18 protein-coding genes and 2 tRNA genes are annotated in these 18,165 nt (G+C 55.3%); 11 read left to right on the top strand and 9 right to left on the bottom strand.

Features of this window, described 5'->3' with window-relative positions; translation table 11 throughout:
* Positions 1–8 precede the first annotated feature (8 nt).
* Complete coding sequence (locus PFER_RS09985; protein ID WP_048151761.1) at positions 9–440, top strand: translation initiation factor IF-2 subunit beta; 432 nt, start codon at positions 9–11, stop codon at positions 438–440.
* A gap of 95 nt (positions 441–535) precedes the next feature.
* Positions 536–4,474 (top strand): DNA polymerase domain-containing protein, encoded by a 3,939-nt coding sequence (locus tag PFER_RS09980; protein ID WP_048151758.1) that lies wholly within the window; start codon positions 536–538, stop codon positions 4,472–4,474.
* 5 nt (positions 4,475–4,479) lie between these two features.
* Here the strand turns inward: PFER_RS09980 and PFER_RS09975 are convergent, their stop codons facing one another.
* From PFER_RS09975 to taw3, 5 genes are all read right to left on the bottom strand, one after another.
* On the bottom strand, positions 4,480–5,181 hold the full coding sequence (locus tag PFER_RS09975; protein ID WP_048151754.1) for an HAD family hydrolase: 702 nt from the start codon (positions 5,179–5,181) through the stop codon (positions 4,480–4,482).
* Positions 5,178–6,206 (bottom strand): DUF3226 domain-containing protein, encoded by a 1,029-nt coding sequence (locus PFER_RS09970; RefSeq protein ID WP_048151750.1) that lies wholly within the window; start codon positions 6,204–6,206, stop codon positions 5,178–5,180. Before PFER_RS09970 ends, PFER_RS09975 begins: the two co-directional genes overlap by 4 nt.
* Positions 6,207–6,668 carry a DUF2391 family protein gene (locus PFER_RS09965; RefSeq protein ID WP_394297005.1) on the bottom strand — a complete coding sequence of 154 codons (462 nt, stop codon included), beginning with the start codon at positions 6,666–6,668 and terminating at the stop codon, positions 6,207–6,209.
* A 129-nt stretch (positions 6,669–6,797) separates the two neighbouring features.
* Positions 6,798–6,874: transfer RNA gene (locus tag PFER_RS09960), tRNA-Arg, on the bottom strand.
* Between the two features lie 44 nt (positions 6,875–6,918).
* Positions 6,919–7,533: a tRNA(Phe) 7-((3-amino-3-carboxypropyl)-4-demethylwyosine(37)-N(4))-methyltransferase Taw3 gene (gene taw3 / locus PFER_RS09955; protein WP_048151747.1), complete on the bottom strand. Its 615-nt coding sequence runs from the start codon at positions 7,531–7,533 to the stop codon at positions 6,919–6,921.
* 69 nt (positions 7,534–7,602) lie between these two features.
* Between taw3 and PFER_RS09950 the strand changes: the two genes are divergently transcribed.
* The 4 genes from PFER_RS09950 to PFER_RS09935 all read left to right on the top strand — a co-directional run bounded on the left by PFER_RS09950 (position 7,603) and on the right by PFER_RS09935 (position 11,256).
* A tRNA-His gene (locus PFER_RS09950) sits at positions 7,603–7,679 on the top strand.
* Positions 7,680–8,248: 569 nt separating this feature from the next.
* Entirely contained in the window at positions 8,249–9,214 is a 966-nt protein-coding gene (locus PFER_RS09945) for a ribose 1,5-bisphosphate isomerase (RefSeq protein ID WP_084593957.1), read from the top strand.
* Positions 9,215–9,310: 96 nt separating this feature from the next.
* Entirely contained in the window at positions 9,311–10,570 is a 1,260-nt protein-coding gene (locus PFER_RS09940) for a C/D box methylation guide ribonucleoprotein complex aNOP56 subunit (protein WP_048151745.1), read from the top strand.
* A 5-nt stretch (positions 10,571–10,575) separates the two neighbouring features.
* Positions 10,576–11,256: a fibrillarin-like rRNA/tRNA 2'-O-methyltransferase gene (locus PFER_RS09935; RefSeq protein WP_048151743.1), complete on the top strand. Its 681-nt coding sequence runs from the start codon at positions 10,576–10,578 to the stop codon at positions 11,254–11,256.
* Positions 11,257–11,304: 48 nt separating this feature from the next.
* Here the strand turns inward: PFER_RS09935 and PFER_RS09930 are convergent, their stop codons facing one another.
* Complete coding sequence (locus PFER_RS09930) at positions 11,305–11,973, bottom strand: TIGR00266 family protein (protein ID WP_048151740.1); 669 nt, start codon at positions 11,971–11,973, stop codon at positions 11,305–11,307.
* A gap of 159 nt (positions 11,974–12,132) precedes the next feature.
* Between PFER_RS09930 and PFER_RS09925 the strand changes: the two genes are divergently transcribed.
* The 4 genes from PFER_RS09925 to PFER_RS09910 all read left to right on the top strand — a co-directional run bounded on the left by PFER_RS09925 (position 12,133) and on the right by PFER_RS09910 (position 15,482).
* Entirely contained in the window at positions 12,133–13,185 is a 1,053-nt protein-coding gene (locus PFER_RS09925; RefSeq protein WP_048151736.1) for a hydroxymethylglutaryl-CoA synthase, read from the top strand.
* Between the two features lie 10 nt (positions 13,186–13,195).
* Positions 13,196–14,356 carry a thiolase domain-containing protein gene (locus PFER_RS09920; protein ID WP_048151732.1) on the top strand — a complete coding sequence of 387 codons (1,161 nt, stop codon included), beginning with the start codon at positions 13,196–13,198 and terminating at the stop codon, positions 14,354–14,356.
* A 2-nt stretch (positions 14,357–14,358) separates the two neighbouring features.
* A complete protein-coding gene (locus PFER_RS09915; RefSeq protein WP_048151729.1) occupies positions 14,359–14,763 on the top strand; it encodes a Zn-ribbon domain-containing OB-fold protein in 405 nt (134 codons plus the stop codon).
* Positions 14,764–14,873: 110 nt separating this feature from the next.
* Entirely contained in the window at positions 14,874–15,482 is a 609-nt protein-coding gene (locus PFER_RS09910) for an ECF transporter S component (protein WP_048151727.1), read from the top strand.
* On the opposite strand, the gene PFER_RS09905 is transcribed toward PFER_RS09910, so the two are convergent.
* Both PFER_RS09905 and deoC read right to left on the bottom strand, forming a co-directional pair.
* The gene (locus PFER_RS09905) at positions 15,462–15,758 is read right to left on the bottom strand and encodes a family 4B encapsulin nanocompartment shell protein (RefSeq protein WP_048151724.1); all 297 of its coding nucleotides are present in this window, start codon (positions 15,756–15,758) and stop codon (positions 15,462–15,464) included. The two genes, PFER_RS09910 and PFER_RS09905, sit on opposite strands and share 21 nt — an antisense overlap.
* Complete coding sequence (gene deoC, locus PFER_RS09900; protein ID WP_048151721.1) at positions 15,758–16,411, bottom strand: deoxyribose-phosphate aldolase; 654 nt, start codon at positions 16,409–16,411, stop codon at positions 15,758–15,760. Before deoC ends, PFER_RS09905 begins: the two co-directional genes overlap by 1 nt.
* Positions 16,412–16,526: 115 nt before the next feature.
* Here deoC and eno point away from each other — a divergent pair, with 115 nt between their 5' ends.
* Positions 16,527–17,819 (top strand): phosphopyruvate hydratase, encoded by a 1,293-nt coding sequence (gene eno, locus PFER_RS09895; protein ID WP_048151719.1) that lies wholly within the window; start codon positions 16,527–16,529, stop codon positions 17,817–17,819.
* Here the strand turns inward: eno and PFER_RS09890 are convergent.
* Positions 17,800–18,165, bottom strand: a 366-nt coding sequence (locus tag PFER_RS09890) for a ribonuclease P protein component 4 (RefSeq protein WP_048151715.1), incomplete at its 5' end; no start/stop codon positions are given. The genes eno and PFER_RS09890 overlap by 20 nt on opposite strands.

Genomic DNA, 18,165 nt, shown 5'->3' with positions numbered 1-18,165 from the left:
TGAAAGGAATGGTTGAGAAGGAAATTGACTATTACGATTACGAGGGGCTCCTCGAGAAGGCCTACGAAGAGCTCCCGGAGAACGTTAAGCACCACGGCTCGAGGTTTGAGGTTCCGCCCGCGCAGGTCACCATAGCCGGCAGCAGGACGATCATCGAGAACTTCATGGACATAGCCGAGGCGATGAACAGGGACCCAAACCACCTGCTCAAGTTCGTCCTCAGGGAGGTCGCAACGGCGGGAAGCATAGAGGGAAGGAGGGTAATCCTCCAGGGACGCTTTACGCCATACCTGATAAGCAACAAGCTCAAGAAGTACCTCAAGGAGTTCGTCATCTGTCCCGTCTGTGGAGCTCCGGATACGAAGATCATCAAGAAGGGGCGCTTCCACTACCTCAAGTGTGAGGCCTGCGGTGCCGAAACGCCAATCGCGCACCTCTGAGCCCTTTTCTATTTACCTTTGGCCGTTTTGGATGGAATGTTCTCATAGAGAGAAGTTTATTAGGCCGTCCATCGTAATCATACCCGGTGTCCACGATGATCCTCGATGCTGACTACATAACCGAGAATGGAAAGCCCGTCGTGAGGATATTCAAGAAGGAGAACGGCGAGTTCAAGGTTGAGTACGATAGAAACTTTGAGCCCTACATCTACGCCCTCCTGAAGGACGACTCCGCGATTGAAGAAATCAAGAAGATAACCGCCGAGAGGCACGGAACGGTGGTGAGAATTACAAAGGCCGAGAAGGTGGAGAGGAAGTTTCTCGGCAGGCCGGTTGAAGTGTGGAAGCTCTACTTCACCCATCCACAGGACGTCCCGGCCATAAGGGATAAGATAAGGAGCCATCCGGCAGTTGTGGACATCTACGAGTACGACATACCCTTCGCGAAGAGATACCTCATCGACAAGGGCCTGGTTCCGATGGAGGGGGACGAGGAGCTGAAAATGCTCGCCTTCGACATCGAGACGCTCTATCACGAGGGCGAGGAGTTCGCCGAGGGACCCATTCTGATGATAAGCTACGCTGACGAAAGTGAGGCTCGCGTCATCACCTGGAAGAAGGTTGACCTCCCCTACGTGGATGCCGTCTCAACCGAAAAAGACATGATAAAGGCCTTTTTGAGGGTCGTGAAGGAGAAGGACCCGGACGTTCTCATAACTTACAACGGCGACAACTTCGACTTCGCCTATCTAAAAAAGCGCTGCGAAAAGCTCGGGGTGAAGTTCATCCTTGGAAGGGATGGGAGCGAGCCGAAGATCCAGAGGATGGGCGACAGATTTGCGGTCGATGTGAAGGGAAGGATACACTTCGATCTCTATCCCGTGATAAGAAGGACGATAAACCTGCCGACCTACACGCTTGAGGCCGTCTATGAGGCGATATTTGGAAGGCCGAAGGAGAAGGTCTACGCGGAGGAGATAGCTCAAGCCTGGGAAACCAACGAGGGACTTGAGAGGGTCGCTCGCTACTCAATGGAGGATGCCAAAGTCACCTACGAGCTGGGAAAGGAGTTCTTCCCGATGGAGGCCCAGCTTTCCCGTTTGATCGGCCAGCCCCTCTGGGACGTCTCGCGCTCCAGCACGGGCAATCTGGTCGAGTGGTTCCTCCTTCGGAAGGCCTACGAGAGGAACGAACTGGCCCCAAACAAGCCCTCCGGAAGGGAGTACGACGAGAGGCGCGGCGGATACGCTGGCGGCTACGTGAAGGAGCCGGAGAAGGGCCTTTGGGAGAACATAGTGTATCTAGATTACAAATCGTTATATCCCTCGATAATAATCACCCACAACGTCTCGCCGGATACGCTCAACAGAGAGGGATGCAAGGAGTACGATGTGGCTCCTCAGGTCGGCCACCGCTTCTGCAAGGACTTCCCGGGCTTCATTCCTAGCCTCCTCGGAGATCTTCTGGAGGAGAGGCAGAAGATAAAGAGGAAGATGAAGGCCACTATTGACCCGATCGAGAGGAGGCTCCTCGATTACAGGCAGCGGGCAATCAAGATCCTGGCGAACAGTATTCTTCCCGACGAGTGGCTTCCCATTATTGAAAACGGGACGGTTCGCTTCGTCAGGATTGGGGAGTTCATAGACTGGAAAATGGATGAAAACGCTGAAAGAGTGCATAGGGAAGGGGAAACGGAAATCCTTGAAGTCAGTGGTCTTGAAGTCCAATCCTTCAACAGGGAAACGAAGAAGGCCGAGCTTAAGAGGGTAAAGGCCCTAATCAGGCACCGCTATTCGGGCAAAGCTTACAACATAAAACTGAAGTCTGGGAGGAGAATAAAGATAACCTCTGGCCACAGCCTCTTCTCTGTGAGAAACGGGGAGCTCGTTGAGGTCACGGGGGATGAACTCAAGCCCGGCGACCTGGTTGCAGTCCCGCGGAGGGTGAAGCTTCCGGAGAGAAACCACGTGTTGAACCTCGTGGAGCTTCTCCTCGGATTCCCTGAGGACGAAACGTCAGACATTGTTATGACAATTCCCGTCAAAGAGCGGAAGAACTTCTTTAAAGGAATGCTTAGAACCCTGCGCTGGATTTTTGGGGAGGAGAAAAGGCCAAGGACAGCAAGGCGTTATCTCAAGCACCTTGAGGATCTGGGTTATGTCAGGCTTAAGAAGATAGGCTATGAAGTACTTGACTGGGAGGCACTTAGGAAATACAGAAGGCTCTACGAGGCACTTGTCGAAAAAATCAGATACAACGGCAACAAGAGAGAGTACCTCGTTGAGTTCAACTCCATCCGGGACGTGGTAAGCCTAATTCCCCCGGAAGAGCTTAAGGAGTGGAGAATTGGAACGCTGAACGGCTTTAGAATGAGTCCTTTTGTGGAGGTTGACGAGTCCTTCGCAAAGCTCCTCGGCTACTATGTGAGCGAGGGCTATGCAAGAAAGCAGAGAAATCCCAAAAACGGCTGGAGCTACAGCGTGAAGCTCTACAACGAAGACCCTGAAGTACTGAACGATATGGGGAAGCTCGCTGAGAGGTTCTTTGGAAAGGTTAGAAAAGGCCGGAACTACGTTGAAATATCGAGGAAGATGGGCTACCTGCTCTTTGAGAGCCTCTGCGGTGTTCTGGCGAAAAACAAGATGGTTCCAGAGTTCATCTTCACGTCTCCGACAGGGGTTAGGATGGCTTTCCTTGAGGGGTACTTCATCGGCGATGGCGACGTCCACCCGAGCAAAAGGCTCAGGCTCTCCACGAAGAGCGAGCTTTTGGCCAACCAGCTCGTCCTCCTCTTGAACTCTGTGGGAGTTTCGGCCGTAAAGCTCGGGCACGACAGCAGCGTTTACAGGGTTTACATAAACGAGGCGCTCCCGTTCGTAAAGCTGGACAAGAAAAAGAACGCCTACTATTCGCACGTGATCCCCAAGGAAGTCCTGAGCGAGATCTTTGAGAAGGTCTTCCAGAAGAACGTCAGTCCTCAGACCTTCAGGAAGATGGTTGAAGGCGGAAAGCTCGATTATGAAAAGGCCCAAAAACTCTCCTGGCTCATTAATGGCGATCTAGTGCTTGACCGTGTTGAGTCCGTTGAGGCTGAGGAATACAGCGGCTATGTCTACGACCTGAGCGTCGAAGACAACGAGAACTTCCTCGTTGGTTTTGGGTTGGTCTATGCTCACAACAGTTATTACGGCTACTACGGCTACGCAAGGGCCCGCTGGTACTGCAAGGAGTGCGCCGAGAGCGTCACCGCCTGGGGAAGGGAGTACATCGAAATGAGCATACGGGAGATAGAAGAGAAATACGGCTTTAAAGTCCTCTACGCGGACACGGACGGTTTCCACGCGACGATACCAGGAGAAGATGCCGAGACCATCAAAAAGAAGGCCATGGAGTTCCTCAAATATATCAACTCCAAACTCCCAGGTGCGCTTGAGCTCGAGTACGAGGGCTTCTACAGGCGCGGTTTCTTCGTCACCAAGAAGAAGTACGCGGTGATAGACGAGGAGGGCAAGATAACGACGCGCGGGCTTGAGATAGTCAGGCGTGACTGGAGCGAGATAGCCAAGGAGACTCAGGCGAGGGTTCTTGAGGCCCTTCTCAAGGACGGTAACGTTGAGGAGGCCGTAAGCATAGTCAAAGAAGTGACGGAGAAGCTGAGCAAGTACGAGGTTCCGCCGGAGAAGCTCGTTATCCACGAGCAGATAACGCGCGAGCTGAAGGACTACAAGGCAACGGGCCCGCACGTGGCGATAGCGAAGAGGTTAGCCGCGAGGGGCGTCAAAATCCGCCCCGGGACGGTCATCAGCTACATAGTCCTCAAGGGCTCTGGAAGGATAGGCGACAGGGCGATTCCCTTCGACGAGTTCGACCCGGCCAAGCACCGCTACGACGCTGAATACTACATCGAGAACCAGGTTCTGCCGGCCGTTGAGAGGATTCTAAAGGCCTTCGGCTATAGAAAGGAGGATCTGCGCTACCAGAAGACGAGGCAGGTTGGGCTTGGAGCGTGGTTAAAGCCGAAGGGGAAGAAGTGAAAACATCAAGAAGTTTTCTCTTTTTCTATCTCCCCCAGCACCTCCAGAATTCCCTCAACTGATGGCACCTCAAAGCCGCGCTCGTGGATTCTTCTCACCCCTTCCGCTTCCGGGTTGATCCAGACGGCCCACATTCCAGCCCTCAAAGCTCCCTCGAAGTCCTCCGCCTTCGTGTCGCCGATGTGAACGGCCTCTTCGGGCGCCACATTAAAAACCCTGAGCGGCTTCTCGAACATATCCCTCATGGGCTTATACGCTAAAACCTCGTCGGCGAAGAAGGTCTTGTCTATGTAGTCCATAAGCCCAAAGCGCTCGAGGAGGAGGCGCGTGTAGGAGCCGGGCCAGAACATCACGTTCCCTGTGACGGTGACCTTGAGGCCCTTCTTTTTAACTCCCTCCAGAGCCTCCTTCGCCCCTGAGAGGACTATCTCGTCTCCAACCTTCAGAACCGCCCTCGCGGCAGCCCTCTTGACAAGCTCGACGTCTATCCCAAGGAGCTCAGCCAGGAGTTCCTGGCTCTCCTCCAGGGCCCTGGAAGGGTCGCCGGCAGTTTCCGCCCTCATCCGCTTTATCCTCTCTCTGGCCGCCTTTACGCCCTCGTCCGCGTTATCAATCCCCGTAAGTTTGGCGAGCTCATCGGAAAGGGCTCTGAGCATAACCCCGATGTCGAGGAGCGTGTTCCAGACGTCGAAGGAGACGAGCCTCACACCAGCTCACCCATCCTTTCATACAGCCGGGCCCTTTTAAGGACTTTCTCGACCTTCCACTTGGGGGTGCGCATTATCATCATCTCGTAGAAACCCTCGAGGTTGCCCCAGAACTTCTGGGCGGCCATGGCGAGGTATATAACCTCCTTCGGCTTGAGCTTCCGCCCCAGATCAACGCACAGGATGTTTATGGCGCGCTCAAGGCTTTTAAAAGTCCTGCCTCCCTTGAGAATGGCGAGCACAAAGTCCTCCACCGTCGGCTTCTCCCACTCTATGCAGGACCCGAGCTCAATTCGCGTCCCGATTAACAGGGGCACCACCACCGTTTCCCCAACCCGGAAGTTCTCGCCTTCCCTCTCGAAGGAAAAGGACGACAGTTTACCTGTTATGGACTGCATGGCTCTCTCTTCGTCCTCGTCAATGTCAATGGCCACACCTATTCTGTCCACTCTGAAATCAAAGACCTCCATTGCCCTGAGGAAGTTGCCGAGGTTCCTTACAACTCCCGAGTTGCCCTCGCTGGGGATTATCGCGAGATATCCCCCATCTCGCACTATAAGCTCGTAGTTGTCCCTCTCGAAGAGGGTCTCGATCGGTCTCAGGGCCCCGGGGACATCGCGGGGCTTCCCCCGGGTACGGGACTCTTTGAAGCCGAAGACTTTCTTATATGTGGCTTTGAAGAACTTGGAGTCCGTTTTGCCCTCCACGAAGAGTATGGAAACCTTCTCCTCACCCCTGAAGTCGCCGCCCCTAACGTCGAAGTCGAGGTACTTCCTGAGTTCGTAGACCTCTTTTAGCGTGAGAGACTTCCCGGTGTCGGAGTATATAAGGACGTTCTCCTCGCCGCGCCTGAACCTCCAAGCTATTAAGTCTATGAGCTCCAAACTCGCAGTGACGACCGTCTCGTCTTCGGTAAGGGAATTCACAAAGTTTAGCAGCTCGTCACGGTTCTTTCTGTATTCTGGGAACAGAATAGACCGGTCGTCGGCGAATTCCTCAAATACGTTTCCCGTTACAACCCTCATTCACTTCACCATGTCAACGGCTATAGCTCCAATTACCGCGAAGGTACTTATAAGCACGGTCGCGTTGAGGTATTGAGCGGAGGTGAAATCCGCTATCCCGTTTATGCCGTAAAGGTATATCAGCCCCGCGGAGATGAGGTATGAGATAGTAGCAACAGTGAGGAGCCTCTTGGGGACGTGGAAGAGTTCCTCCCGCTTGAGGTTGCCTATCCTGGATTTGGCTATGAAGAGATAGGCTATAGCAAGGGTCATTAGGAAGATTGCCAGGGAGCGCTCCAGGGATATGTCCTTGGCGACGTTCCACAGCTCCCCCGTGAAGAGGAAGGGAAGCGCGAACGTTACCGCACCCACTATCTCCTGGGCTATGTCGTCCCATCCGAGTTTATCCGGGGTTCTGCTCTTCTCCGCCTCCTGGCGAAGGGCCTCTATACCCTCGTATATCTCGTTTAGCCTCTCCTCCATATCGGTTCGCCCTTTGAGGTGGATTCCGCGCTCAGGTTCTGGGTTCATCATCCTGTCAGCATTGGATTCACTCATCATCGCACTTTAAACTCCTTTTTGGAGCATATAACGTTAGCGGAGAAGAGGCTCTGGCGGGCCCGGCGGGATTCGAACCCGCGACCGCCGGCTTAGAAGGCCGGCGCCCTATCCTCCTAGGCCACGGGCCCACGGGAGTAACTCCCGGAGAGGCACTTATAAATATTGCGGTGGGCTAAAAGGAGCGCTTGATTTCATAAAACAGCTCGTCCTCCCCGAGCTCGTCCTGGAGGTGTTCGAAGGCGCTGTGAAGGCGGGGCAGTCTTCCCTTCGAGCGGGTCAGCATCTCGTTCGCAACCTCAACGTTGAGTGCCAGGGCCTCGTCGCTCACGAAAACCTTTCCGTCCCTCCCGAGCGGGGAGGTGAGGTACTCCGTTCCGTTTATCTCCACGAGGACGCGCTCCCCCTTTACGGCCTTAAAGGTGGTGTACTTGAAGCCGCTGGCTAAACCAATCTCGTGAAGCCTCTTCGCAATCCTAAGGTTCTCGGCGACGACGTGAAATATCGGGGGCTGGCTCTTGAGGAAGAGCATTCCCTCCCTCGCAAGCCTGAGGGACTCCTTGGCCTCCTCGAAGGTTATAGTACCGTGCCTCTTAAGTAGCCAACGAGCGAGGGGCTTTGCACCCAGCGCCGGTTCCTCCAGTATCCCCACCCTTCCGGAACAGGAGGAGGTGGTATGGACACCGCGTATTGAGTTTATGAGCATCAGCAGGTCTATTATGTCCTCATCAACCTTTTTCTCGCGCATCGCGGTGAAAAGTCCGACGAGTGCCTCCCTTTTGCGCCGCATATCCCCCACCGGCATTGTGTGAATGCGAAAACTTTATAAATCTATGCCCACGAGTTAGTCTCGCTGATGGCCGGGGTGGTGTAGCCTGGTCAGCACAGGGGACTGTGGATCCCCTAGCCCGGGTTCAAATCCCGGCCCCGGCCCCATAAGAAACTTTGCCTGCGCAAAGTTTCATCAAAGTTTGTAGCTCCTTCTGGAAAGCATAAATTCCGTGCGATTTTATCCCCAAAGAGCAGTTTTACAAAGTGAGAACTCATGTTACAGTCTTTTGATAGCTGAAAATCGACGCCCAATGGGCGTCAAAGAAAGCGTAAACTTTTTTCGAAGGCCCTCATTTAAGTTATCTTCCTCCTGAAACAGGTGCCTATGGTGTAAAATCCTTGCATGTGGCCTCCCTTTCTAAGAGGAGCTACGAGCTTTTGGTGAAGCTTTTTCCAAAAGCTTCCGCGCTGGTGGAAAGTTTTTGACGGTTGTTAATCAGCCTATCTTGGAGCGAATGTCCCTTTCCAATTAACCCCAAATGTTTTTACTGGATTCCAAACCTGCGTCCATTTCTATGGGGTTTACTCACAGTATACGCCCAAATGCATGTTGGCGGTCTATTTGCCCTCCCTCTATAGCTACACGTCCCCCAAAATTACAAAATTTTTGCAAGCAATTGACGGTGAGGTATATAAACCCCTGTCCCATAGCTTAGATATACGGGGTGATTGATGTGCTTGCGGAGGAAGTTCGTGAGATAGCCGAGAAGATAAAGAGCATGGAGATAAGGGGCGCCGGTAAGATAGGTCGTTTTGCAGCCTACGCGCTCCAGCTCCAGGCCGAGAAGAGCAAGGCCACCAACGTGGACGACTTCTGGAATGAGATGAAGTATGCGGCAAAGGTACTCTACGAGACGAGGCCAACGGCCGTTTCCCTGCCCAACGCGCTCCGTTACGTCATGCACCGGGGAAAGGTCGCCTACGCGAGCGGGGCCGATCTGGAGCAGCTGAAGTTCATTGTCATAAACGCGGCCAAGGAGTTCATCCACAACTCGGAGAAGGCCCTCGAGCGGATAGGCGAATTTGGGGCGAAGAGAATAGAGGACGGGGACGTCATAATGACCCACTGCCACAGCAAAGCAGCCATAAGCGTCATGAAGACTGCCTGGGATCAGGGGAAGGACATAAAGGTCATAGTAACCGAGACGAGGCCCAAGTGGCAGGGCAAGCTCACCGCCAAGGAGCTGGCAAGCTACGGCATCCCGGTTATCTACGTCGTTGATTCCGCTGCCAGACACTACATGAAGATGACGGACAAGGTCGTCATGGGTGCTGACAGTATAACGGTCAACGGCGCGGTGATAAACAAGATTGGAACGGCTTTGATAGCGCTAACGGCCAAGGAGCACAGGGTCTGGACGATGATCGCTGCTGAAACCTACAAGTTCCACCCGGAGACGATGCTTGGTCAGCTGGTCGAGATAGAGATGCGCGATCCAAGCGAGGTCATTCCGGAGGAAGAGCTCAAGGAGTGGCCGAAGAACATAGAGGTCTGGAATCCGGCCTTCGACGTCACCCCACCCGAGTACGTTGACGTGATCATAACCGAGCGCGGCATAATCCCGCCCGGGGCCGCCATAGACATCCTGAAGGAGGAGTTTGGCTGGGCGCTCAAGTACACCGAGCCTTGGGAGGACTGACCCCCCCGCTTCTTCTTTTCCACTCACGGCACCAATAGGTTATTAAGAAGGTAGGTCTTTTAAACTTCCAGAGCAAAACAGAACAAGGTGATGAGTATGAAAGCTTACGTTAGCGAAAACGTGCTTGGAGTTTATGCTTTTGACGAGCAGGGTAACCTGATAACGAGGATTCCCTTCAGGGCGAGAGCTGAGGAGGCACTCGAGAAGATCCTCAAGGGAGAACCCACGGAGGAAGTGCTTGAGCTCACGAGGGAGCTCATGGACAAGGGCTACGAGGTGGTTTTTGAACACCAGGAGCTTGCCAGAAAGGTGAAGGCTGAGACAGGGGCAAACACCGACTTCGAGTTCCCAAACATCGCCGGGGAGAGGCTCCGCTCAAAGCCGGAGGAGTTCCTCGGAGAGGAATGGTTCGGGGCTTACTTTGAGGTCGGCGTGGCTTTGACGAGGCGCGGAATACAGGAACAGAGCGGTGCGCGCGATAAGATGGTAATCCAGGCCATAGAGGCCCTTGACGACATTGATAAGGTCACGAACCTGCTCGTTGCGAGGCTGAGGGAGTGGTACACCCTCCACTTCCCGGAGCTCGATGAGCTTCTCCCGAGGCACCAGCAGTTCGTTGACTTCGTGAGACTGGTTGGAAGGAGGGAAGACCTCGAGGAAAATGCCGAAGAACTCCGCTTCTCCGAGGAGAAGGTGGCGAAGATAAAGAGCGCGGCTGAGAAATCAATGGGTGCATGGATGGATTCAAGGGACATCAAGGTCATACAGGACCTTGCGGAGGAGATATACCGCCTCTACAAGCTCCGCGAGGAGATAGAGGAGTACATAGAGAAGGCCATGGACGACGTCGCGCCGAACCTCAAGGCCCTCGTTGGAGCGAAGCTCGGCGCAAGGCTCATAAGCCTTGCCGGTGGGCTCAGGGAGCTCGCCATAATGCCGGCATCAACCATACAGGTTCTTGGGGCGGAGAAGGCCCTATTCAGGCACCTCAGGAGCGGTGCCAAGCCTCCCAAGCACGGCATAATCTACCAGTATCCTGCCATAAACAAGTCCCCGTGGTGGCAGAGGGGTAAGGTGGCCAGGGCCTTAGCTGGAAAGCTCGCGATAGCAGCGAGGGTGGACTACTTCTCCGGGGAATACATAGCCGAGGAGCTCAAGAAGGAGCTTGAGGCCAGAATAGAGGAGATAAAGTCGAAGTACCCCAACCCGCCAAAGAGGAAGCCCGAGAAGCCAAAGAAGGAGAAGGGACGGAAGTTCAAGGGCAGAAAGGAGAAGAAGGGCAAAGAAAAGTTCAAAGGCAAGAAGGGCAAAGAAGGCAAGCCCAAAAAGAAAAAGAAGAAAAAGGAGAGGAGGTGAGGTAGATGCACGTTAAAAAGCACAGGTTCCCCGGCGTTTTCACGGTCATTGACGATGACGGGAGCGAGAAGATAGCGACCAAAAACCTCGTCCCGGGACAGAAGGTTTACGGCGAGAGAACGATCAGGTGGGAGGGCGAGGAGTACAGGATATGGAACCCGAGGCGCTCAAAGCTTGGGGCGGCGATACTCAACGGTCTCAAGAACTTCCCCATAAAGCCCGGAAAGAGCGTCCTCTACCTCGGCGTTGCCAGCGGAACAACGGCTTCCCACGTGAGCGACATCGTTGGCTGGGAGGGGAAGGTTTTCGGCGTCGAGTTCTCCCCAAGGGTTCTCAGGGAGCTGGTTCCCCTCGTCGAGGAGAGGAGGAACATTGTGCCAATCCTCGGCGACGCCACGAAACCGGAGGAATACCGCGCCCTCGTCCCGAAGGTTGACGTCATATTCGAGGACGTTGCCCAGCCTACTCAGGCGAAGATTTTGATAGACAACGCGAAGGCCTACCTCAAAAACGGCGGCTACGCCATGATAAGCATCAAGAGCAGGAGCATAGACGTGACGAAGGAACCGGAGCAGGTGTTCAGAGAGGTCGAGGAGGAGCTTTCAACGTACTTCGAGGTGGTGGAGCGCTTAAGCCTCGAGCCCTACGAGAAGGACCACGCCCTTATAGTCGTGAGAAAGCCCTGAACGGGCTTTTTCCCTTTCTCCTCAAAATATAAAGTGAGAAAAGTTTTGTCAGCCCTTCTGGGGCAGGTGCGGGAGTATCCAGCCTATGAAGCTGTCCAGGCTTCTCGTCTGGATGTAGAGCGTCCCGGTTCCGTAGAACTCCGCAACAAGGCCCTCCCCGCTGAAGAGGGTGCTCTTAAGCCCACCAACGCGCTTCACGTTGAAGTCGAGGCCCTCCGTAAATGCCACCATGTGGCCTGTGTCTATTATGAAGCGCTCGTTGTGGAGTTCCTTCTTGTATATTGCCCCGAAGCTTGAGAGAAAGACCGTTCCCCTGCCGCTCATCTTGAGGAGGAAGAGCCCTTCCCTTCCGAAGAACGTCTTTGCGCCGCCCCACTTCGTGTCAATGTTTATGCCCTCCGAGCTCGCGAGGAAGGCGCCGCTCTGGGCGTAGAGCGTCCCATCGAGTTCAAAGGCCTCTATGTCACCTGGATAGGAGGGCGCAAGCCCTATTGTTCCTGGGCCATCCTCCGCCCGAAAGGTGTTTATAAAGAAGCTCTCACCGCCGAGCATTGACCTCTTTAAAGCGCCGAAAACACCGCCCTTGGCCTTCGTTTCGAGCCTTATCGTCGGGCTCATGTGAACCATGGCCCCTGCCTCAGCCTGGAGGCTTTCGCCCCTTCCGAGCTCGACCTCAACCAGCGAAAAGCTGGGCCGGTGGATAATTTCATACTTCATAGAATCACCAGATTTAACTCGCACTCGTGGTATATAGGGCTTTCTATCGCCGATTGCCGAAAATATATTGGACTTTTAGCGAAAGCTTTTTATATTCCCGCCCTTAACTTTCGAGGGACGTTTGAAGAGTATCTCTTATAACGAAACGGGTGGTGCCCAATGGGAAAACTGCTGAAGCCTCTTAAAGATGTCGGCATTGTGGGCTACGGTGCGTACGTGCCCATGTATAGAATCAAAGATGAGGAGATAGGACGCGTTTGGGGAATAAGTAGCTTCCCCATCCAGGAAAAGTCCGTGAACAACCTCGATGAAGACGCGCTCACCATCGGCATTGAAGCGGCCAAAAACGCCCTTAAGAGAGCTCGCATTGACCCGAAGGAGATTAGAGCGGTGTGGTTTGGAACGGAGAGCAAGCCCTACGCCGTTAAGCCTTCTGCAACGGTGATCGCCGAGGCCATAGGGGCCACTCCGGATTTGGACGCGGCCGACTTCGAGTTCGCGTGCAAGGCCGGAACCGAGGCACTTCAGGCAGCGATAGGCTTCGTTGGAAGCGGAATGGCCAAGTACGCTATGGCCATAGGTTCGGACACTTCACAGGGCAGGCCAGGAGACCACCTTGAGTTCACGGCAGCGGCTGGCGGAGCGGCCTACATAGTTGGCGAGAAGAGCTCCGAGACCCTAGCTTACTTCGAGGGGAGCTACTCATACGTTACAGACACTCCCGACTTCTGGAGGAGGCAGCACGAGCACTACCCGAGGCACGGGAACCGCTTCACCGGCGAGCCCGCCTACTTCCACCAGATAATAAGCGCCGCCAAGGGGCTTATGGAGGAGTTCGGGTACTCGGCGAGCGATTTTGATTACGCCGTTTTCCACCAGCCCAACGTCAAGTTCCCGCTCACAGCCGCCAAGATACTCGGCATTCCGAAGGAGAAGGTCCTCCCCGGACTTCTCAGCGGCATCATAGGAAACACCTACAGCGGAGCAACCCTCGTTGGCGTTTCCGCCGTCCTTGACGTAGCAAAACCCGGCGATAGGATTCTCTGGGTGAGCTTTGGAAGCGGTGCCGGAAGCGACGCCTTCAGCCTCGTCGTCCAAGATGCGATAGAGGAGAAGAGGGACCTCGCTCCAAAGACCATGGACTACGTGAACAGGAAGAAGTACATTGACTACGCCCTCTACGCAAAACACAGGAGAAAGTACGTAATGTGAGGTGGTTGAAATGGAGAAGCCCGTTATCATTGGTGTTGGTGCCGTTCCCGCCGGCGAGCACTGGAGGACGAGCCTTAGGGACATGGCGGTTGAGGCGCTCTTGAATGCCATGGACGATGCGGGAGTGGAGAAGGTTGACTCTCTCTACGTTGGAAACATGATTTCCGGCTCGTTCGTCGAGCAGGAGAATCTTGGGGCGCTCATAGCGGACTGGGCCGGCCTTGGAAACATTCCTGCCGTTAAGGTAGAGGCCGCGTGCGCCTCCGGTGGAGCAGCGGTTCAGGAGGGGGCCAAAGCCGTCATGAGCGGCCTTGAGGATATCGTTGCGGTCGTTGGTGTGGAGAAGATGACCGATGCGTGGCCGAGCGACGCCACCCGCTATCTGGCCTATGCAGCGGATGCCGACTGGGAGCTCTTCCACGGGGTCAGCTTCGTGGCCCTTAACGCTCTCATAATGCGCCTCTACATGAAGACCTACGGCTACACGGAGGAGGACCTGGCACTGTTCTCGGTCAACGCCCACGCAAACGGTGCCAAGAACCCCTACGCCATGTTCAAGAGGCCGATAAAGGTTGAGACCGTCATGAAGAGCCCCTACGTGGCAGACCCGCTCAAGCTCTTCGATGCTTCCCCTATGTGTGACGGTGCCGCCGCGGTCATAATAACCACACCCGAGAAGGCGAAAGAACTCGGCGTTCCGAAGGAGAAGTGGGTAGAAGTGAGCGGAATGGGAAGGGCGATAGACACGATCAACCTCGCCAACAGGGAGGACTTCCTCACGCTCAAAGCGGCTAAGGTGGCAGCAGAGAAGGCCTACAGGATGGCCGGCGTAACGGCCAAGGACATTGACTTCTTCGAGGTTCACGATGCATTCACCGTGATGGCCGCGCTCAGCCTCGAGGCCCTCGGAGCCGCGGAGAAGGGTAAGGGTGCCCTCCTGGCCAAGGAGGGCCAGATAGCGATAGACGGAGACTACCCCATCCAGACCCTGGGTGGCCTCAAGAGCAGGGGACACCCCGTCGGAGCCACGGGAGTCTACCAGACGGTTGAGGCTGTGTGGCAGCTCAGGGGTGAGTCACCCAACCAGGTACCCGATGCAGAGGTTGGCCTGACGCAGAACATAGGCGGTACGGGTTCAAACATAACTGTTAACGTCTTCAGGAGGGTGTGAATATGGGGAAGCCGATGCAGGTTGCCCGTTATTGGAGGCACTTTAGGGAGAAGTACCGGCTCATCGGGGGGAAGTGTGAGAACGGTCACCTGATGTTCCCCAAGAGGGAGGTCTGCCCAGTCTGCGGCTCAAGGGAGATCGAGGACTACGAGTTCAGCGGTAAGGGCAAGGTCCTAACGTGGACCATCGTGAGGAACCCGCCGAGCGGCTTCGAGTACTACAGGCCCTACCCGATAGCCCTCGTCCAGCTCGAGGAGGGGCCGGTGGTTCTGGCGCAGCTCACGGACGTTGACCCGGAGGAGATAGACTTCGGAATGGAAGTGGAGATGGTAACGAGGAAGGTCATGGAGTTCAACGAGGACGGCATAATCCTCTACGGCTACAAGTTCAGGCCTCCCGTGAAGTGACCCCCTCTTCTTTTATCCCCTTTCTCCAATGCTCCCCTGGGTGCGGAGGGTGCGTAAACTTTTTAACCCAAAATTCAATTTTTAGCTTGAAAATAAAAGGGGTGATTAAGGTGAACGAAGAACAGCTCATGGTGATAGCACCCTACGTTAAGTGGCTCCTGCTCGTGGTGGCGCTGGCGTACCTCGGTTACATCTTCGTGCTCAAGAAGGAGGAGTTCAAGAGCGCCTGGATCGTTGCCATCTCCGCCCTCATGACCGCCCTCGTTGCCATCGCCACGATGATAATAAGGATACCCACGCCCCAGACTAGCGGCTACATAAACTTCGGGGACACCATGGTGATGCTCTCGGCGGTTCTCTTCGGTCCGCTCGTAGGAGGCTTCGCCGGGGGATTCGGTTCGGCGATTGCCGACGCCTTTGGCTACCCCCACTGGGCACCCTTCACGCTCATAATAAAGGGCGTCGAGGGATGGGTGGTCGGTTACATAACCTCAAAAAGGGACGACTTCACCAGCGTGCTCGTGGCTACCATAGTGGGCGGCTTCCTCATGGTGCTGGGCTACTTCCTCGTTGAGGTGTGGCTCTACGGCATAGGGGGCGCCACCGCTGAGCTACCGGGCAACACGCTCCAGGCCGTAACGGGAGTGGTTGTGGGCGGAGGCCTCGGATACCTCCTGAGGCGCTCCTACCCGCAGGTCTCATTCCTCCTCAAAGCTTAACTCCCCGAGAACCTCTTCTTCCTTTTTCCTTATCTCCTCAAGGAAGGGATCCACCGAAATCCTCCTTGAGGCCCTCTTCGTGAGGCCGAGGGCGGAAGAGTCCGCAACCACAGCATCGTAGCCGAGCTCCGCTATCTCGTATATCCTGAGCTTCACGTTAACGAGGGCGTCCCCCGCCACCATGAGGAAGTCGGGGCCGGCGAGTATAACGTCCGGCTTGAGCCCCTCGTTTTCAAGCTCCTCTATTATGTGATGGAGTATTTCCCTCACGTCCATTATGGTTCACCCCCGACGATTTTAACCCCGCTGGAGGTTCCAATCCTAGTTGCTCCTGCCTCTATCATGGCCTTCGCCTGCTCGTAGGTCCTTATGCCCCCAGCTGCTTTAACACCCATGTCGGGACCGACGGTCTTGCGCATGAGCCTAACGTCCTCGATCGTCGCTCCTCCCGTTCCGAAGCCGGTCGAGGTCTTCACGAAGTCGGCACCCGCTTCCTTCGCAAGCTCGCAGGCCTTGACCTTCTCATCCTCGCTTAGATAGCAGGTCTCTATGATGACCTTCACCAGCGCCCCTCTCTCGTGGGCGACCTTGACGACCTCGGCTATGTCTTTCTTCACGTACTCGTAGTCTTTATCCTTAAGCGCTCCTATGTTTATCACCATGTCGAGCTCGTCGGCGCCGTCATCGAGGGCCCTCTTCGCCTCGAAGACCTTGACTTCGGTTGGGGTGGCCCCGAGCGGGAAGCCTATGACGCTCGCCACCTTAACGTCGCTGCCCTCGAGCTGCTGCTTCGCGAGTTTCACGCGGTAGGGGTTGACGCAGACGGCGTAGAAGTTGTACTCCCTGGCCTCCTCGCAGAGCCTGATTATATCCTCCCTAGAAGCGTAGGGCTTCAGATTGGTGTGATCAATATACCTCGCAATGTCCATGGCCATCACCTCAAATACTAATCGCCCATATCTTATTAGGCTTTTTACCCATTTATGAGGACTACACCCCAAAACCTTTAAGATTGCTCCCCCAATATCACTCGAGGTGATTGACATGGAGAACCCGTTTGAGATAACCGGAGTGTACGCAAGGGAGATACTCGACAGCAGGGGAAACCCGACCATCGAGGTGGACGTTTACACCCCGGTAAGCATGGGCAGGGCAGCTGTCCCGAGTGGAGCCTCCACCGGAACCCACGAGGCCCTCGAGCTCAGGGACGGCGGCGAGAGGTTCCATGGAAAGGGCGTTAGGAGGGCTGTCGAGAACGTCAACAAGATAATAGCGCCTGAGATAGTGGGAATGGACGTTACACTCCAGAGGGACATCGACACCCTCATGCTCGAGCTCGATGGTACCGAGAACAAGAGCAACCTCGGTGCCAACGCCATGCTCGGCGTTTCGCTGGCCGTTGCCAAGGCTGCCGCCGAGGCCCTCGCCATGCCCCTCTACCGCTACATCGGAGGCACCAACGCCTACGTCATGCCCGTTCCGATGAGCAACGTCATCAACGGCGGCGTTCACGCGGGCAACGAGCTCGACTTCCAGGAGTTCATGATCATGCCCGTTGGAGCGGACTCATTCAGGGAGGGAATAAGGTGGGTCAGCGAGACCTACCACGTCCTCAAGAAGGTCATAGGCGAGAAGTACGGAAAGAACGCAGTGAACGTGGGTGATGAGGGCGGCTTTGCCCCGCCGATGAAGGAAGTTACCGAACCCCTCGATGTTCTCATCAAGGCCATTGAAGAGGCCGGCTACAAGCCGGGCGACGAGATAGCCTTCGCCCTCGATGCAGCATCAAGCGAGTTCTTCTACCCGGACATAGGTAAGTACGTCGTCAACGGCAAGGAGTACACCAGCGGCGAACTCCTCGAGCTCTACAAGGAGCTCGTGAATACCTACCCGGTTGTCTCAATCGAGGATCCCTTCCACGAGGAGGACTGGGAAGGCTTCGTCATGATAACCAAGGAGCTCGGAAACAAGGTACAGATCGTTGGTGATGATCTCTTCGTCACCAACCCGAAGAGGATAAGGAAGGGCATCGAGATGGGGGCAGCAAACGCGCTCCTCCTCAAGGTGAACCAAATAGGAACGCTAAGCGAGGCCATAGATGCAGCCTACACCTCCTTCAGGGCCGGCTACGGAGTCGTCGTCTCCCACAGGAGCGGAGAGACCGAGGATGCAACCATAGCCGATCTGGCAGTGGCTCTCAACGCGGGCCAGATAAAGACCGGTGCCCCGGCGAGGAGCGACAGGAACGCCAAGTACAACCAGCTCATAAGAATAGAGGAGGAGCTCGAGGGCATAGCCCTCTATCCGGGCAAGAAGTTCAGGAATCCGTTCCTTTGAGTTTCCTCCTTCTCTTTTCCTTCTGCTCCCTGATGTAAGGGTGCCTCATCACGTGGCCGCATTCGAGGCACTTAACGACCACCTTCCCGTCCCTGAGCCTCACCCGTGCGTTAACGCCGGGTACGAGGAACGAATGGCACTTCTTACAGTAGCGGCGCTTCCACTTTCGCGGCATCCTGACCCTGGCCTTCTGCTGAACCGCCAGCGCTATCTCCACGTAGCGGTTGGCCAGCTCGGGATAATGGGGAAAAACCTGCCCCGCGAGCGTGAAGAGGGCATCTATACGCTCGAGGGCTACCTTTCTCTTTTCCCTCTGCTCCCTCTGGCGTATAAACCTCTTGCCCAT

This window comes from Palaeococcus ferrophilus DSM 13482 (genome assembly GCF_000966265.1).
GTDB lineage: Archaea > Methanobacteriota_B > Thermococci > Thermococcales > Thermococcaceae > Palaeococcus > Palaeococcus ferrophilus.
The sequence above is the reverse complement of the archived record's forward strand: the minus strand, read 5'-3'. Positions and strand labels throughout refer to the sequence as shown.

Bases quoted from the DNA above. Each gene is read 5' to 3' on its own strand.
- PFER_RS09985 (WP_048151761.1), top strand. From the start codon at position 9: ATGGTTGAGAAGGAAATTGACTATTACGATTACGAGGGGCTCCTCGAG.
- PFER_RS09980 (WP_048151758.1), top strand. From the start codon at position 536: ATGATCCTCGATGCTGACTACATAACCGAGAATGGAAAGCCCGTCGTG.
- PFER_RS09970 (WP_048151750.1), bottom strand. From the start codon at position 6,206: ATGAGGGTTGTAACGGGAAACGTATTTGAGGAATTCGCCGACGACCGG.
- PFER_RS09965 (WP_394297005.1), bottom strand. From the start codon at position 6,668: ATGGAGGAGAGGCTAAACGAGATATACGAGGGTATAGAGGCCCTTCGC.
- taw3 (WP_048151747.1), bottom strand. From the start codon at position 7,533: ATGCGGCGCAAAAGGGAGGCACTCGTCGGACTTTTCACCGCGATGCGC.
- PFER_RS09940 (WP_048151745.1), top strand. From the start codon at position 9,311: ATGAAAGCTTACGTTAGCGAAAACGTGCTTGGAGTTTATGCTTTTGAC.
- PFER_RS09935 (WP_048151743.1), top strand. From the start codon at position 10,576: ATGCACGTTAAAAAGCACAGGTTCCCCGGCGTTTTCACGGTCATTGAC.
- PFER_RS09930 (WP_048151740.1), bottom strand. From the start codon at position 11,973: ATGAAGTATGAAATTATCCACCGGCCCAGCTTTTCGCTGGTTGAGGTC.
- PFER_RS09925 (WP_048151736.1), top strand. From the start codon at position 12,133: ATGGGAAAACTGCTGAAGCCTCTTAAAGATGTCGGCATTGTGGGCTAC.
- PFER_RS09920 (WP_048151732.1), top strand. From the start codon at position 13,196: ATGGAGAAGCCCGTTATCATTGGTGTTGGTGCCGTTCCCGCCGGCGAG.
- PFER_RS09915 (WP_048151729.1), top strand. From the start codon at position 14,359: ATGGGGAAGCCGATGCAGGTTGCCCGTTATTGGAGGCACTTTAGGGAG.
- PFER_RS09905 (WP_048151724.1), bottom strand. From the start codon at position 15,758: ATGGACGTGAGGGAAATACTCCATCACATAATAGAGGAGCTTGAAAAC.
- deoC (WP_048151721.1), bottom strand. From the start codon at position 16,411: ATGGACATTGCGAGGTATATTGATCACACCAATCTGAAGCCCTACGCT.
- eno (WP_048151719.1), top strand. From the start codon at position 16,527: ATGGAGAACCCGTTTGAGATAACCGGAGTGTACGCAAGGGAGATACTC.